Source organism: Nocardioides marinquilinus (assembly GCF_039543705.1).
Classification (GTDB): domain Bacteria; phylum Actinomycetota; class Actinomycetes; order Propionibacteriales; family Nocardioidaceae; genus Nocardioides; species Nocardioides marinquilinus.
Genome location: NZ_BAABKG010000007.1, coordinates 172,182 through 187,551, shown reverse-complemented (window position 1 = coordinate 187,551; position 15,370 = coordinate 172,182). Strand labels below are relative to the sequence as shown.

The 15,370-nt window shown below is 73.0% G+C and carries 7 protein-coding genes; 5 read left to right on the top strand and 2 right to left on the bottom strand.

Going from position 1 to position 15,370, the window contains the following annotated elements; all coding sequences use genetic code 11:
* Positions 1-57: 57 nt before the first annotated feature.
* The 5 genes from rimO to ABEA04_RS22010 all read left to right on the top strand — a co-directional run bounded on the left by rimO (position 58) and on the right by ABEA04_RS22010 (position 9,714).
* Complete coding sequence (rimO, locus tag ABEA04_RS22030; protein ID WP_345464432.1) at positions 58-1,437, top strand: 30S ribosomal protein S12 methylthiotransferase RimO; 1,380 nt, start codon at positions 58-60, stop codon at positions 1,435-1,437.
* A complete protein-coding gene (gene pgsA, locus ABEA04_RS22025) occupies positions 1,434-2,039 on the top strand; it encodes a CDP-diacylglycerol--glycerol-3-phosphate 3-phosphatidyltransferase (protein ID WP_345464144.1) in 606 nt (201 codons plus the stop codon). The genes rimO and pgsA overlap by 4 nt, the downstream gene beginning before the upstream one ends.
* 328 nt (positions 2,040-2,367) lie before the next feature.
* Positions 2,368-8,712 carry an ExeM/NucH family extracellular endonuclease gene (locus ABEA04_RS22020; protein ID WP_345464141.1) on the top strand — a complete coding sequence of 2,115 codons (6,345 nt, stop codon included), beginning with the start codon at positions 2,368-2,370 and terminating at the stop codon, positions 8,710-8,712.
* Positions 8,709-9,266: a CinA family protein gene (locus tag ABEA04_RS22015; protein WP_345464429.1), complete on the top strand. Its 558-nt coding sequence runs from the start codon at positions 8,709-8,711 to the stop codon at positions 9,264-9,266. The genes ABEA04_RS22020 and ABEA04_RS22015 overlap by 4 nt, the downstream gene beginning before the upstream one ends.
* Before the next feature lie 139 nt (positions 9,267-9,405).
* The gene (locus ABEA04_RS22010) at positions 9,406-9,714 is read left to right on the top strand and encodes a helix-turn-helix domain-containing protein (protein WP_345464139.1); all 309 of its coding nucleotides are present in this window, start codon (positions 9,406-9,408) and stop codon (positions 9,712-9,714) included.
* A 218-nt stretch (positions 9,715-9,932) separates the two neighbouring features.
* Here the strand turns inward: ABEA04_RS22010 and ABEA04_RS22005 are convergent, their stop codons facing one another.
* A complete protein-coding gene (locus tag ABEA04_RS22005; RefSeq protein WP_345464137.1) occupies positions 9,933-10,724 on the bottom strand; it encodes a DNA-formamidopyrimidine glycosylase family protein in 792 nt (263 codons plus the stop codon).
* Positions 10,711-15,330 carry an ATP-dependent helicase gene (locus tag ABEA04_RS22000; RefSeq protein WP_345464136.1) on the bottom strand — a complete coding sequence of 1,540 codons (4,620 nt, stop codon included), beginning with the start codon at positions 15,328-15,330 and terminating at the stop codon, positions 10,711-10,713. The genes ABEA04_RS22005 and ABEA04_RS22000 overlap by 14 nt, the downstream gene beginning before the upstream one ends.
* Positions 15,331-15,370: the final 40 nt, after the last annotated feature.

Below are 15,370 nucleotides of genomic sequence, written 5' to 3'. Positions count from 1 at the left end.
TCATACTCGACGGCAGTGACCACCACACCACCGGCACCAGCGCCGCTCTCCGTCGCGATGCTCACCCTCGGGTGCGCGCGCAACGAGGTCGACTCCGAAGAGCTCGCCGGGCGCCTCGCCGCCGACGGCTTCCGCCTCGTCGACGACCCCGCCGAGGCCGACACGGTGGTCGTCAACACCTGCGGCTTCGTCGAGCAGGCCAAGAAGGACTCCGTCGACACCCTCCTCGAGGCCGCCGACCTCAAGCACGACGCGGGTGGCGGCGGCCGCGCCCAGGCCGTCGTCGCGGTCGGCTGCCTCGCCGAGCGCTACGGCAAGGACCTCGCCGACTCGCTGCCCGAGGCCGACGCCGTCCTCGGCTTCGACGACTACCCCGACATCGCCGCCCGGCTGCGCTCGATCGTGGCGGGGGAGACCCACCACCCCCACACGCCCTCCGACCGGCGCCGGCTGCTGCCCATCAGCCCGGTCGACCGCCAGAACGGCGCTCCCGCGGCCCCCACGCCGCGCGCCCGGCTCGAGAGCGGCCCGATGGCGCCGCTGAAGCTGGCCAGCGGCTGCGACCGCCGCTGCACCTTCTGCGCCATCCCGCGCTTCCGCGGCTCCTTCGTCAGCCGGCGTCCCTCCGACGTGCTCACCGAGGCGCGGTGGCTGGCCGGCGAGGGGGTGCGCGAGCTGTTCCTGGTCTCCGAGAACTCCACCTCCTACGGCAAGGACCTCGGCGACCTGCGGCTGCTCGAGACGCTGCTGCCCGAGGTCGCGGGCATCGACGGCGTCGAGTGGGTACGGGTCAGCTACCTGCAGCCCGCCGAGATCCGCCCCGGGCTGATCGAGGCCATGACCACCACGCCGGGCGTCGTCCCCTACTTCGACCTCTCCTTCCAGCACGCCAGTCCGACGGTGCTGCGCCGCATGCGCCGCTTCGGCGACCCCGACTCCTTCCTCGGCCTGCTCGACCGCGTCCGCGGGCTCGCGCCCACCGCCGGCGTCCGCTCCAACGTCATCGTCGGGTTCCCCGGTGAGACCGAGGACGACCTGCAGACGCTGTGCGACTTCCTCGTCGCCGCCCGCCTCGACGTCACCGGCGTCTTCGGCTACTCCGACGAGGACGGCACCGAGGCGGCCGGCTTCACCGACCAGCTGGACGACGACGAGGTGGCCGAGCGCGTGCGCCACGTCGGCGACCTGGTCGAGCAGCTCAACGCCCAGCGGGCCGAGGAGCGCCTCGGCGAGGACGTCGTCGTCCTGGTCGAGTCGCTCGAGGACGGCGTCGCCGAGGGCCGCGCGGCGCACCAGGGCCCCGAGGTCGACGGCACCACCCGTCTCGAGGACGCCGTGGGCCTGGCCGTCGGCGACCTGGTGCCGGCCGTGGTGACCGCCACCGAGGGCGTCGACCTCGTCGCCCGGCCCCGGGTCGCAGCGGGGGTCGTGCGATGAGCACCGAGCAGCGCCCGGCCACGAGCAACTGGAACCTGCCGAACGCGCTGACCACGCTCCGCATCGTGCTGGTGCCGGTCTACGGCTGGTTCCTGCTCGGCCACGACCAGGACTCCGTGCTGTGGCGCACGCTCGCCTGGGTCGTCTTCGCGGTCGCCATGGCCACCGACAAGATCGACGGCGACATCGCCCGGGCCCGCGACATCGAGACCGACTTCGGCAAGATCGCCGACCCGATCGCCGACAAGGCGCTCACCGGCATGGCCTTCATCGCCCTCTCCATCACCGGCGACATCTGGTGGTGGGTGACGATCGTGGTGCTGACCCGGGAGTGGTCGGTCACGCTCCTGCGGCTGTCGGTGGCGCGGGACGTCGTGATCCCGGCCAGCTGGAACGGCAAGGTCAAGACGACCCTGCAGGCGGTGGCCCTGGGCTTCCTCACCCTGCCCCTGCGCCAGCTCGACGGCTGGGCCGACGTGCCCGGCGACGTCCTCTTCTACGTGGCCCAGGGCTTCCTCGCCGCGGCCGTCGCCATGACGCTCTGGTCGGGCTACGAGTTCTACCGCGACTTCTGGCGCCAGCGGCGGCAGAAGTCGGCCTGAAACGGCCCGATGTGACGCCCGTCGCGGGCATCGGTCACACCACCGGACGTTTTCGCATCGTTTTCCCGAAGTCGTGGACGGAGGCCTGTCCTCCCGTCGTAAGGTGCTCCGACCTTCCCCCGGGCGGCGACCCCATGCGCCCCGCCTGTGCACGTCCAGCTCGCTCCCTGCTCCACCTCCTTTCCGGTTACCTGAAGGGTCACCCTCTGTGTCCACGCACGTCTCACCGCGACGCGCCCTGATCGGGACGCTCGTCGCAGGCCTCGTCGCCACGCCGTTAGCGCTCGGTCTCGCGACCGCGCCCGCCCAGGCCGCCAGCAGCACTCTCGTGATCAACGAGGTGTACATCAACGGCGGTTCCGCCAGCGCCACCTACAAGAGCAAGTACGTCGAGATCCGCAACCTCAGCTCGTCCGCGGTCGACTTCTCGACGACACCGATGTCGGTCCAGTACCGCGCGCCGGGAAGCACCGGCAGCTCCACCGGCGTCGCTGCGCTGACGGGCACGATCCCGGGCAACGGCTACTACGTCGTCGTCGGCGGTTCGAACGGCTCGATCGGCGCCGACGTGCCGGCCAGCCCTGGGCAGACCTCCACCAACATCAACCCCGGCAACGCCGGCGGCACCATGACGCTGGTCACCGGCACGACCGCCGTCGACCCGTCGTCCTCGACCGCCGTCGTCGACAAGCTCGGGTGGGGCACCAGCAACGCTCCCGAGGGCACGGCGGCGACCGGCAACTCGGTCACCAAGAGCATCGGTCGGGTCAACGCGACGGACACCGACGCGAACTCCACCGACTTCGCCTCCCAGGACCCCACGCCGGGTGCCTCCAACACCGGCGGCAGCAGCGCGCTCTCCGCGACCAACCCCGGCAACAAGTCGGCGGTGCTGAACGAGGCCATCACGCCCTTCCAGCTGCAGGCCTCCGGCGGCAGCGGCAGCTACACCTGGACCGTGACCGGTCTGCCCCCGGGCATCACCGCCTCGTCCAGCGGTCAGGTCTCCGGCACGCCGACCACGACGACCGGCAGCCCCTTCTCGGTGACCGCCACCGTCAGCGACGGCAGCGCGACCGCCCAGACGACCTTCACCTACACGGTCTCGGCGACGCTCGCGATCACGCCGATCGCCCAGATCCAGGGCACCGACACCGACACCAGCCCGCTGAGCGGCCAGACGGTGACCACCGAGGGCATCGTGACCGCGCAGTACGCCAGCGGCGCCGGCAACTACAACGGCATCTACATCCAGACCCCCGGCACCGGTGGCACCGCCGACGCCACCCCGGGCGCCTCCGACGCGATCTTCGTCTTCGGGGCCAACTCCCAGCCGTCCGGCGTCGCCATCGGCGACACGGTGCGCGTGACGGGTCCGGTCTCGGAGTTCTCCGGCACGACCGAGATCACCCCCGCCTCGGGCGGCGTCACCAAGATCGCCGCCAAGGCGCCCGTGACCCCTGCGGCCATCGCCTACCCCGGCACGGACGCCGGCCGCGAGGCCCACGAGGGCGAGCTGCTCGCCCCCACCGGTCCCTTCACGGTCAGCAACGTCTACTCGATCACCGGCGGCGCCAACGCCTTCGCCTCGATCGGTCTGGCCTCCGGCACCAAGCCGCTGATCCAGCCCACCGACGTCGAGGACGCCCAGAACGGTGACACCGCCGGCGTCGTGGCCGACAACGCCGCGCGCGCCGTCGTGCTCGACGACGGCTCCAGCGCGAACTACATGTCCTCGGCCAACCAGGCGCTGCCGCTGCCGTGGATCACCAACAACGCCAACCCGCCGCGGATGGGCGCCCCGGTCACCTTCACCGGCCCGGTCATCCTCGAGTACCGCGACAGTGCCTGGAAGTTCCAGCCCACCCAGCGCATCACCGGCAACGGCGCGAACACCGCCACCTTCGGCACCGACCGCGCCAACAACCTGCAGCCCGCCCCGGTCGGCGGCGACCTGAAGCTGAGCACCTTCAACGTGCTCAACTACTTCCCGACCACCGGAGAGGCCTACGTGGCCTCCGGCGCCGGCACCTGCACGTACTTCACCGACCGCAACGGCAACCGGGTCGCGGTCAACTCGTGCACCGGCAACGGTCCGCGCGGCGCGGCCCAGCAGGACGACTTCATCGCCCAGCAGGCCAAGATCGTCGACGCCATCAACACCATCGACGCCGACATCGTCTCCCTCGAGGAGATCGAGAACTCGGTCAAGATGCCCGGCAGCCCGAACCGCGACCAGGCCGTCCAGACCCTCGTCACCGCGCTCAACGCCGACGCCGGCGGCCCGACCGCCCGCTGGGCCTTCGTGCCCTCGCCGTCCGTGCTGCCGACGCTCGCCGAGCAGGACGTCATCCGCACCGCGTTCATCTACAACCCGAGCACGGTCGACCTGGTCGGCGCCTCGCAGGTGCTGACCACCGCCCCCGCGTTCAACAACGCGCGTGAGCCGCTGGCCCAGGCCTTCAAGCCCAAGGGCGAGCCCGACTCGAGCGCCTTCGGCGTCATCGTCAACCACTTCAAGTCCAAGGGCTCCGGCACCGACGACGGCACCGGCCAGGGCAACGCCAACCCCGACCGCGTCAACCAGGCCACCGCCCTCGCGACCTTCGCGAACGACTTCAAGGCCTCGCGCTCGGTCGACGCGATGTTCCTGGTGGGCGACTTCAACGCCTACACCCAGGAGGACCCCATGCAGGTCCTCTACGACGCGGGCTACGAGAACCTGGCGTCCGAGGACCCGACCGACGCGTCGTACAGCTTCGACGGCCTCTCCGGCTCGCTCGACCACGTGCTCGCCAACACGGCGGCCCAGGACGTGACCACCGGCAGCGACATCTGGGAGATCAACGCCAACGAGTCGCTGGCCTACCAGTACTCGCGTCGTAACTACCACGGTGAGGACTACTACGCGGCCACGCCGTGGAGCTCCTCCGATCACAACCCCGAGGTCGTCGGCATCTCCGTCGCCGAGCGGGTCGCCGCCACCGTCACCGCCGCCGACCAGACCGTCAACGTCGGCAGCGACGCGGTCATCCCGGTGACCGTCACCGGCACCGCCGGCACCCCGACGGGTTCGGTGACCATCAGCAACGGGGCCGACACCCTCGGCACCGGCCAGCTGGTCAACGGCACCGCCAACGTCGTCACCGACACCTCGGGCCTCGCCAAGGGCACCTACACCCTGGTCGTCGACTACAGCGGTGACGCGGCCTACGACGCCGGCACCGACACGCTCCAGCTCACCGTGCAGGAGCCGGCCACCCGCACCATCCAGATCCTGGCCACCAACGACTTCCACGGTCGCCTGCTCAACAACCAGGCCGGTGCGCCGGGCAGCCAGACCGGCAACCCGGCCGGCCCGAACACCTCGACCGACGGCCAGGCCGGCGCCGCGGTGCTCTCCGGTGCCGTCAAGCAGCTGCGGGGCGAGAACCCCGACACGGTGTTCGCCGCCGCCGGTGACCTGATCGGTGCCTCCACCTTCGAGTCCTTCATCCAGGACGACGAGCCCACGATCGATGCGCTCAACGAGGCCGGCCTTGAGGTCTCGGCCGCCGGCAACCACGAGTTCGACAAGGGCTACGAGGACCTCGTGGGCCGCGTGCAGGACCGTGCCGACTGGGAGTACATCGCCGCCAACGTCAACGAGCCGAACGGCCGTAACGACCTCATGGACACGTGGGGCAAGACGTTCGGTGACGTCAAGGTCGGCTTCGTCGGCGCCGTCACCGAGGACCTGCCGTCGCTGGTCTCCCCGGCGGGCATCCAGGGCGTCACGGTCGACGACATCGTCGACTCCACCAACGCCGCCGCCAACGCGCTCAAGGCCGGCGGAGCCGACCTCGTCGTCCTGCTGGTGCACGAGGGCTCGCCCAGCACCAGCTGCGCGACCATGACCGACCCCGCCACTACGTGGGGCAACATCGTGGTCAACACCAGCGCCGACGTCGACGCGATCGTGTCGGGTCACACCCACCTCGCCTACAACTGCTCCTTCCCGGTGACGGGCAAGACGGTCGAGCGCCCGGTGGTCTCGGCCGGCCAGTACGGCACGAACCTCAACCAGCTGAAGTTCGTGGTCGACACCCAGACCGGTGTGGTGCAGTCCAAGACGCAGGCCCTCCTGCCGCTCAAGAACTCCACCACCCCGTTCGCGCCGCTCTACCCGGCCGACCCGGACGTCGTCCCGATCGTGAACGACGCCATCAACCAGGCCGCCGTGCTCGGTGCCGTCGAGGTGGGCAAGATCGAGGCCCCGCTCTCGCGGGCCAAGTTCGGCGACGGCACCCGCGAGAACCGCGGTGGCGAGTCGACCCTGGGCAACCTGGTCGCCGAGATCCAGCGGTGGGCCACGCGCAACCCCGAGTCGGGCTCCGCGCAGATCGCCTTCATGAACCCCGGTGGTCTGCGGGCCGACCTGGCCGGCAACGGCTCGAACCCGTCGCGCACGGTGACCTACCGTGACGCGGCCAACGTACAGCCGTTCGCCAACACCCTGGTCAACATGCGGCTCACGGGTGCGCAGATCGAGACCGTGCTCGAGCAGCAGTGGCAGCTGACCGCCGCGGGCATCGTCCCGACCCGGCCGTTCCTCAAGCTGGGTCAGTCGGAGGGCTTCGAGTACACCTACGACACGGCGGTGCTGCCCACGCCGTCGACCACGGACGGTGCTGCGACCTACACCCAGGGTGAGATCACCAGCATGAAGCTGAACGGGGTCGAGCTCGACCCGACCCAGACCTACTCGGTCACGGTGAACTCGTTCCTGGCCTCGGGCGGTGACAACTTCCGCGAGCTGAACAACGGCACGCAGAAGCGCGACACCGGCAAGGCCGACCTGCAGGCCCAGGTCGACTACTTCGAGCAGGTCGTGGGCACCACCCCGCTCGAGGTCGACTACTCGCAGCGCGCGGTGGGCGTGAAGTTCCCCAACCCGAACGACACCACCTACCGACCGGGCGAGACGGTCAGCTTCGACCTCAGCTCGCTGATCATGACCGGCAACGCCGGTAGCCAGGCCGACGTCAAGGACGCCCAGGTCACGGTGTCGCTGGGCGAGACGGTGCTCGGCACCTACACGGTCGACCAGACGATCCCGAACCCGGGCACCGGCACCGGTCAGGCCGACGGCGCGTCCACCGACGAGTCGGGCAAGGCGAGCGTCTCGTTCGTCCTCCCGGCCAACGCGCCGGGCGGCGTCCAGACGCTGACGGTCAAGGGCGCCACCACCGGCACCGAGATCGGTCTCCCGATCACCGTGGAGCGCTTCGCCACCACGGTGACCGGCACCGCCTCGCCGGTCTCGGCCGGCCAGGACGCCTCGGTGCTCGTCACGGTCGACGCGACCAACAGTGACGAGGTGCCCACCGGCACGGTCGAGATCCGGGACGGCGACACGGTCGTCGGCACCGGGACGCTGACCAACGGCTCGGCGACGATCACGGTCGACGGCGACGCCCTGGTGCCCGGTGACAACGAGCTCACCCTCGCCTACCTCGGCGACGGTGCGTTCGACGCCAGCACCGGCACGGTCACCATCTCGGTGGCCAAGGTCGCGACCACGGTCAGCGGCACCGCCGACCCGGTCACCTACGGCGACACCGCCACGGTGATCGTCACGGTCACCCCGGGTCAGGACTACGGCGACCCGACCGGCACGGTCACGCTGCTCAACGGCACCACCGAGGTCGGCTCGGTCGAGCTGGTCGACGGCACCGGCAACATCACGGTCCCGGCGGCGTCGCTCGAGGTCGGCTCGAACGCCTTCACCCTCAGCTACGAGGGCGACGACACCTACGAGCCGTCCACCGGTTCGGTGAGCGTCCCGGTGACCAAGGTCAACGCGAACGTCACCGGCGAGTCCGCGCAGATCACCTACGGCCAGCCCGGCGCGATCACCGTGTCGGTCGGTCCCGAGAGCCGCAAGCCGGCCACCGGAACCGTCACCGTCAAGAACGGTGACACCGTGATCGGCACCGCCTCGCTCGAGAACGGCACCGCCACGGTGCCGGTCGCGGCGCTGTCGCTGGCCCCGGGTCAGTACACCTTCGACCTGGAGTACTCCGGCGACGACAACTACACCAGCGACACCGGCTCGGTCACGGTCACCGTGGTCAAGGCGGCGGCGACGGTGTCGGCGACGGTCACCCCGGCCAAGCCCGTGGTGGGCAAGGACCGCGCCCGCGTGGCGGTCACGGTCAACGCCACCGGCGTCACGCCGACCGGCACGGTCGAGGTGCGGCAGGGCACGAAGGTGCTGGGCTCGGCCACCCTGAGCAGCGGCAAGGCCACGATCGTCCTGCCGGTGTTCAAGACGGCGGGCAACCAGGCGCTGCAGGTGCGCTACCTCGGTGACGCCAACGTCGCCGCGGCGGCCACGCCGAAGACGGTCTCGGTGGCCAAGGCCACCCCGTCGATGACGGTCACCGCGCCGGCCAAGGTGAAGCGCAACGCGACGCCGACGGTCAGCGTGAAGCTGGCGGCGACCGGTCTCACGGTCACCGGCAAGGTGCAGTTCAAGTACAACGGCCGCACCGTGACCAAGACGCTGTCGGGTCAGAAGGCCAGCCTCAAGCTGGCCAAGCTGACCAAGAACACCACCGTCACCGTGGTGTACGTCGGCAACGCCAACCTCAACAAGAAGACGGCCTCCAAGACCATCAAGGTCGGCTGATCGTCTCCTTCCGCGGGCGCCGCGCCCAGCACGACCACGGGCTGTCGGAGCAGGTCCACGACCTGCTCCGGCGGTCCGGGTCGGGCGCGGCGACCGCGGAGTCGCTCACCGGCGGCCGTCTGGCCGCCCGGCTGAGTGCCGTACCCGGCGCCTCCCAGACCTATCTGGGGGGCGTCGTGTCGTATGCGACCTCGGTCAAGATCGCGGTGCTCGGCGTGCCCGCCGAGCTCGTCGCGCGCCACGGCGTCGTCTCGGCCGCGTGCGCCGCGGCCATGGCCGACGGCGTCCGCGCCATCACCGGCGCCACCCACGGCGTCGCCACCACCGGCGTGGCCGGCCCCACCGAGCAGGAGGGCAAGCCGGTCGGCACGGTCTTCGTCGCCGTCAGCAGCCCGGACGGCGTCCGGACGACGGCGCTCGAGCTGCGCGGCACCCGCGAGGAGATCGTCGAGCGCACCTGCGACGAGGCGCTGCAGGCCCTGCTCGACGCGCTCACCACCGACTCGCAGCCCGACCCGCAGCCCGACCCGCAGCCCGACCCGCAGCCCGACTGAGCGCGACGCCCCGCGCGCGGGTGAACGGCCGTCGTCCACAGGTCTGCCATGATCGAGGAGGAAGAACCGCCGCTCCGGTAGCGTTCTCCCACCAGTGGCCACACGGTCACCAGCAGCCCACCACCCGCAGGAGGTCGACATGGTGCTTCTCCGGCGCCGACTGGGCGACGTCCTGCGCGAGCGTCGCGTCGCCCGCGGGCTGACGCTGCGCGAGGTCTCCGCCGCCGCCCGGGTCAGCCTGGGCTACATCTCCGAGATCGAGCGTGGGCAGAAGGAGGCCTCCTCCGAGCTGCTCGCCTCGCTGTGTGCCGCGCTCGACGCGCCGCTGTCCGAGGTGCTGGGCGAGGTCGCGGTCGCCGTGGCCGCCGAGGAGGCCGCCGCCCGGCTGGCCACCCCGATCACCGTGGGCCGCGAGCGGCACGACGTCGTCGTCGCGCCCGCCGCCTGACCGTTCGCCTGCCGTTCGCGAGGTCTCGAGGCTCGGCCGTGACCATCGTGGGGCGCGCGCTGACGATGGTCGAGGTGCGAGGAGCCCTGGCAACGACCCCGAGACCGCCGGCCCCCCGAGGCCGACGCGTCGCCCGGGGCGTTCGCGTGCTGGTTGCGAGGTCTGGAGGCTCGGCCGTGGCCGGCCTCGCACCTCGACCGTCGTGGGCGGGACTCGGGTCACTCGGGCTGGCAGGCCGGGCACCAGTACGTCGCCCGCTCCCGCTCGGCGGGTCCGCGCATCGCCACGCGCACCGGTGTGCCGCAGCGGCGGCACGGTGACCGGTCGCGGCGGTAGACCCACATCCGCTCGCGCTCGCGCAGGTCGCCCGTGGTCGACTGCACCGGGCGCTCCTTGTTGAGCTCGAGCATCTGCTTGGCCCGGCGCACCAGGCGCGGCAGCCGGTCGACGTCGCCGACCGCGCGCAGCGGGTGCACGCCGGCGACGAAGCACAGCTCGGCGGCGTACATGTTGCCGATGCCGGCCAGGTTGCGCTGGTCGAGCAGCGCCTCGACGAGCGGTCGCCGGGGCTCGCCGGCGAGGCGGCGCAGCGCCTCGGCCTCGTCCCAGTCGGGGCCGAGCAGGTCGGGCCCCACGTGGCCGACCACCGTGTGCTCCTCGGCGGTGGGAAGCAGCTCGACGATGCCGAGCGAGAACCCCACCGCCTGCGCGTCGTCGGTGGTGAGCACGACGCGGGCCTGGTGCGCCGGCCGCGGCCAGCGCCCCCCGGGCGCCAGCACCCGCCAGGCGCCCTCCATCTTGAGGTGGGTGTGCAGCGTCCAGCGGTCGCCGTCGTGCTCGAGGCGGGTCAGCAGGTGCTTGCCGCGCGAGGTGCTCTCGACGACCCGGCCGCCGGCGAGGTCGGCGGTCGCGTGCTGCGGCACCCGGAAGTCGGTGGCGCGCAGGACCTGCCCCGCGAGGCGCCGGTGGAGCAGCCGGGCCGCGCGGTAGACGGTGTCACCCTCGGGCACCGCGCAGCCTCAGACCCTGGGGAGTGGCGACGAAGCCCGCGGCGTCGAGCGCCTCGCGCAGCGGCGTCGAGCCGCCGCCGAGCAGTGCGGCGCCGTCGGCCTTCTCGACGGTGAGCCGGCCCAGGGCCCCGGCCCGCACCCGGTCGGCCAGCGCCCCGGCCGCCGGGGTGAGGACGTCGGGGTCGTCAGACCAGGTGAGCAGCGTGCGGCCGCCGCGCTCGACGTAGAGGGTGAGCGCCCCGTCGACCAGCACCACCAGGGCGCCGGCCTTGCGGCCGGGGCGGTGACCGGACTCCTGGGCCGGCCACGGGAGCGCGGCGCCGTAGGGGTTGGCGGGGTCGGTGGCGGCCAGCGCGAGGGCGTCGGGCTTGGCCTCGGGGGGCAGCTCGGTGAAGGTGCGCAGCCGGTCGATGGCGCCGGCGGTGCCGAACTGGGCGGCGCCGAGGCCCTCGACGAAGTAGCCGCGACGGCAGCGCCCCGACTCCTCGAAGGCGGCCAGGACCTTGTAGACCGCGGCGAACCCGCCCGGCGTCCGCTCGCTGACGACCGCACCGCGGATGACGACGCCGTGCCGGTCGAGCAGCCGCTCGGCGGCGACCTTGCCGCGCCGCGTCGGGTCGGCGTCGACCTCGGGCAGCAGCGCCCACCGACCGGCGGTCTCGGGTGGTCCGGTGCGGGCGACCCGGCCCGGTCGCGGCGGGGCCTTGCGGGTGCGGTGGGTGCCTCGACCGCCGCGGACCAGCGCCCGCAGCGGGGTGAGGGTGTCGTTGCCGACGCGGCCGGCCCACACGAGGTCCCACAGCGCGGCGCTCAGCACCTGGTCGGTGGTGCTCGGCTTCTCCAGGTGTCGGCGCGCCGCCGCGGCCAGCTGGTGGAAGAACCACGCGCCGCCGCCGTCGAGCGCCGCGAGCAGGGCCTCGTGCACCGGGCCGAGCTCGAGCGGCTCGGGCTGCGGCAGCGTGAGGGGCGCCTGGTCGGCCAGGTGCAGGCTGACCCAGCCGTCGGAGCCGGGCAGCGAGCCGTGGCCGGCCCACACGACCTCACCGGAGGCGGTGAGCTCGTCGAGCAGGCTGGGCTCGTAGTCGCGCACCCGGGCGGCGAGCACCAGCGGCTCGAGCGCCGAGGCCGGCACCGGGGCGCCCGCCAGCTGGTCGATGGCGGTGATCACGCCGTCGACGCCGCGCAGGCCCCGGCCGGTGACGTGCTGCCAGGCGCCGAGGAAGCGCGCCAGCGCGGGCGGCTCGACCGGCTCGACCTCCTTGCGCAGCCGGGCCAGCGAGCGGCGTCGCAGCCGCCGCAGCACCTCGGCGTCGCACCACTCCACACCGGTGCCGTGCGGGCGGAACTCGCCGTCGAGCACCCGGCCCTGGGCGGCGAGCCGCTCGAGGGTGTGCCGGACGACAGCCGTCCCGAGCCCCAGCCGCTCGGCGACCTGGTCGGTGGTGAACGGGCCGTGGGTGCGGGCGAAGCGGCCCACGAGGTCGGCGAGCGGGTCGTCGACCGGCTCGGTGAACACGTCGGGCGTGCCGGGCGGCACCGGCACGCCGAGCCCGTCGCGCAGGCGGCCGACGTCCTCGACGACGGCCCAGCGCGGCTCGCCGGCCAGGCGCACCTCGACGATGCGGCGGCTCTCGGTCAGCGAGCGCAGCCAGGCGTCGGGGTCGGCGTCGGGCACCGCGCGCTCGTGCACCTCGGGGGTCGACTGCGGCCCGAGCAGCCGCAGCAGGTCGACCAGTCCCTCGGCGTCGCGCACCCGCCGGTCGGGGGCGAGCCGTTGCAGCTCGGCCTCGACCTCGGCGAGCACCTCGGGGTCGAGCAGCTCGCGCAGCTCGGCGCGGCCCAGCAGCTCGGCCAGCAGGCCCTGGTCGAGCGACAGCGCGGCCGCGCGCCGCTCGGCGATGGGGGAGTCGCCCTCGTAGAGGAACTGCGCGACGTAGCCGAACAGCAGGCTGGCGGCGAACGGGGACGGCGAGGTGGTGGCGACGTCGGTGACGCTGACCTCGCGCCGGTCGACGCTGCGCATCAGGGCGGTGAGGGCCGGCAGGTCGTAGACGTCCTGCAGGCACTCGCGCACGGCCTCGAGCACGATCGGGAACGACGGGTACTTCGAGGCGACCTCGAGCAGGGACGCCGCGCGCTGGCGCTGCTGCCACAGGGGCGAGCGGCGTCCGGGGTCGCGGCGGGGGAGCAGCAGGGCGCGGGCCGCGCACTCGCGGAAGCGGGCGGCGAACAGCGCCGAGCCGCCCACCTCGGTGGTGACGAGCTGCTCGATCTCATCGGGCTCGAAGACGACCAGCTCGCCCGTGGGCGGCTCGGCGTCGGAGTCGGGGATGCGCATGACGATGCCGTCGTCGGAGGCCATCGCCTGCCCGTCGACGCCGTAGCGCTCGCGCAGTCGGGCGTTGATGGCGAGCGCCCACGGCGCGTGCACGGGCACGCCGTAGGGGGAGTGCAGCACCAGCCGCCAGTCGCCGAGCTCGTCGCGGAACCGCTCGACGAGCAGCGTCTGGTCGGACGGCAGCACCGAGGTGGCCTCGCGCTGCTCGTGCAGGTAGCCGACCAGGTTGCCGGCCGCCCACGCGTCGAGGCCGTCGTCGCGGGCGCGCTGCTCGGCCTTCGCCCGCGGCAGCGCGGCGAGCTCGCGGGTGTACTCGCCGATGGCCGCGCCGAGCTCGGCGGGGCGGCCGAGGGTGTCGCCCTTCCAGAACGGGAGCCGGCCCGGGATGCCGGGTGCGGGGGTGACCAGGACCCGGTCGTGGGTGATGTCCTCGATGCGCCAGCTGGTGGCGCCGAGGGCGAAGATGTCGCCGACCCGCGACTCGTAGACCATCTCCTCGTCGAGCTCGCCGACCCGCTTGCCCGGGCCCTCGGCCCCGACGAGGAAGACGCCGAACAGGCCGCGGTCGGGGATGGTGCCGCCGCTGGTGACGGCCAGCCGCTGCGAGCCGGGGCGGCCGGTGAGCTCGCCGGTGACGCGGTCCCACACGATGCGCGGGCGCAGCTCGGCGAACTCGTCGCTGGGGTAGCGGCCCGCCAGCAGGTCGAGCACGGCGTCGTAGGCCGAGCGGGGCAGCTGGGAGAACGGCGCGCTGCGGCGCACGAGGTCGTAGAGGTCGTCGACGCCGACCGACTCCAGCGCCGTCGCCGCCACCACCTGCTGGGCCAGCACGTCGAGCGGGTTGGTGGGGATGCGCAGCGCCTCGATGCCGCCGGTGCGCATGCGCTGGACGGCGACCGCGGTCTGCGCGAGGTCACCGCGGTGCTTGGGGTAGAGGACGCCGCGCGAGACCTCGCCGACCTGGTGACCCGCGCGGCCGACCCGCTGCAGGGCGCTCGCCACCGACGGCGGCGACTCGATCTGGACGACGAGGTCGACCGCGCCCATGTCGATGCCGAGCTCGAGGCTGCTGGTGGCCACCACGGCCGGCAGCCGGCCGCGCTTGAGGTCGTCCTCGATGAGCGCGCGCTGCTCCTTGCTGACCGAGCCGTGGTGGGCCTTGGCGATGACGGTGCCGGCCCCCTCGGTGGCGCCGCTCTGGGCCATGACCTGCGCCGGGGGCCCCGACGGACCCTGGGCCTGTCGGTGGGAATCGTCGTCCTGCTCGTCGTCGTCGCCGGCCGCCCGCTCGGTGGCGATCTCGTTGAGCCGGGCCGTCAGCCGCTCGGCGAGGCGCCGGGAGTTGGCGAAGACGATGGTGGAGGTGTGCTGCTCGATGAGGTCGACGACGCTGGCCTCGACGTGCGGCCAGATGCTGCCGGTGCGCCCGTCGTCGGCGTCGCGGTCGTCGACGTCGGCCTCGCCGTCGGGTGCGGTCATGTCCTCGACCGGGACGACGACGTCGAGCTGCCAGCGCTTCTCGGCGGGCGGTGCCACGATCTCGACGGGCGCGCTGCCGCCGAGGAAGCGCGCGACCTCCTCGAGCGGGCGGACCGTGGCCGAGAGCCCGATGCGCTGGGCGGGCCGCTCGAGCAGGGCGTCGAGCCGCTCGAGGCTGAGTGCGAGGTGGGCGCCGCGCTTGCTGCCGGCGACGGCGTGCACCTCGTCGAGGATCACCGTCTCGACGCCCTTGAGCGACTCGCGCGCCTGGCTGGTGAGCATCAGGAACAGCGACTCGGGCGTGGTGATGAGGACGTCGGGCGGCGACGTGGTGAGCTTGCGCCGGTCGCCGGCGGCGGTGTCGCCCGAGCGGACGCCCACCGTCACCTCGGGCAGCTTCTGGTCGAGCCGCTCGGCGGTGACGCGAATGCCGGTGAGCGGGGCCCGCAGGTTGCGCTCGACGTCGACGCCGAGCGCCTTGAGCGGGCTGATGTAGAGCACGCGGGTGCGGTGGCGCTTCTCGGCGGGGGGCGGCGAGGTGAGCAGCCGGTCGATCGACCACAGGAACGCGCTGAGCGTCTTGCCCGACCCGGTGGGCGCCACGACCAGCGCGTGCCGGCCCGCCCCGATCGCCGCCCAGGCCCCCGCCTGCGCCGGCGTCGGCGCCGCGAACGCCGCCGAGAACCACGCGCGCGTGGGCTCGCTGAACGCCGCGAGGGCGTCGGCGGGCGCGGGCGCCGTGGCCGGGGTGGCCGGGGCGGCCGGGGCGGCCGGGGCGGAGGGGGTCACCTCGCCATCATGACCGCCACCACCGACAGTCCGTCCCCCC

Excerpts from the sequence above, each read along its gene's own strand:
- rimO (WP_345464432.1), top strand. The coding sequence starts at position 58 with ATGCTCACCCTCGGGTGCGCGCGCAACGAGGTCGACTCCGAAGAGCTC.
- pgsA (WP_345464144.1), top strand. The coding sequence starts at position 1,434 with ATGAGCACCGAGCAGCGCCCGGCCACGAGCAACTGGAACCTGCCGAAC.
- ABEA04_RS22010 (WP_345464139.1), top strand. The coding sequence starts at position 9,406 with ATGGTGCTTCTCCGGCGCCGACTGGGCGACGTCCTGCGCGAGCGTCGC.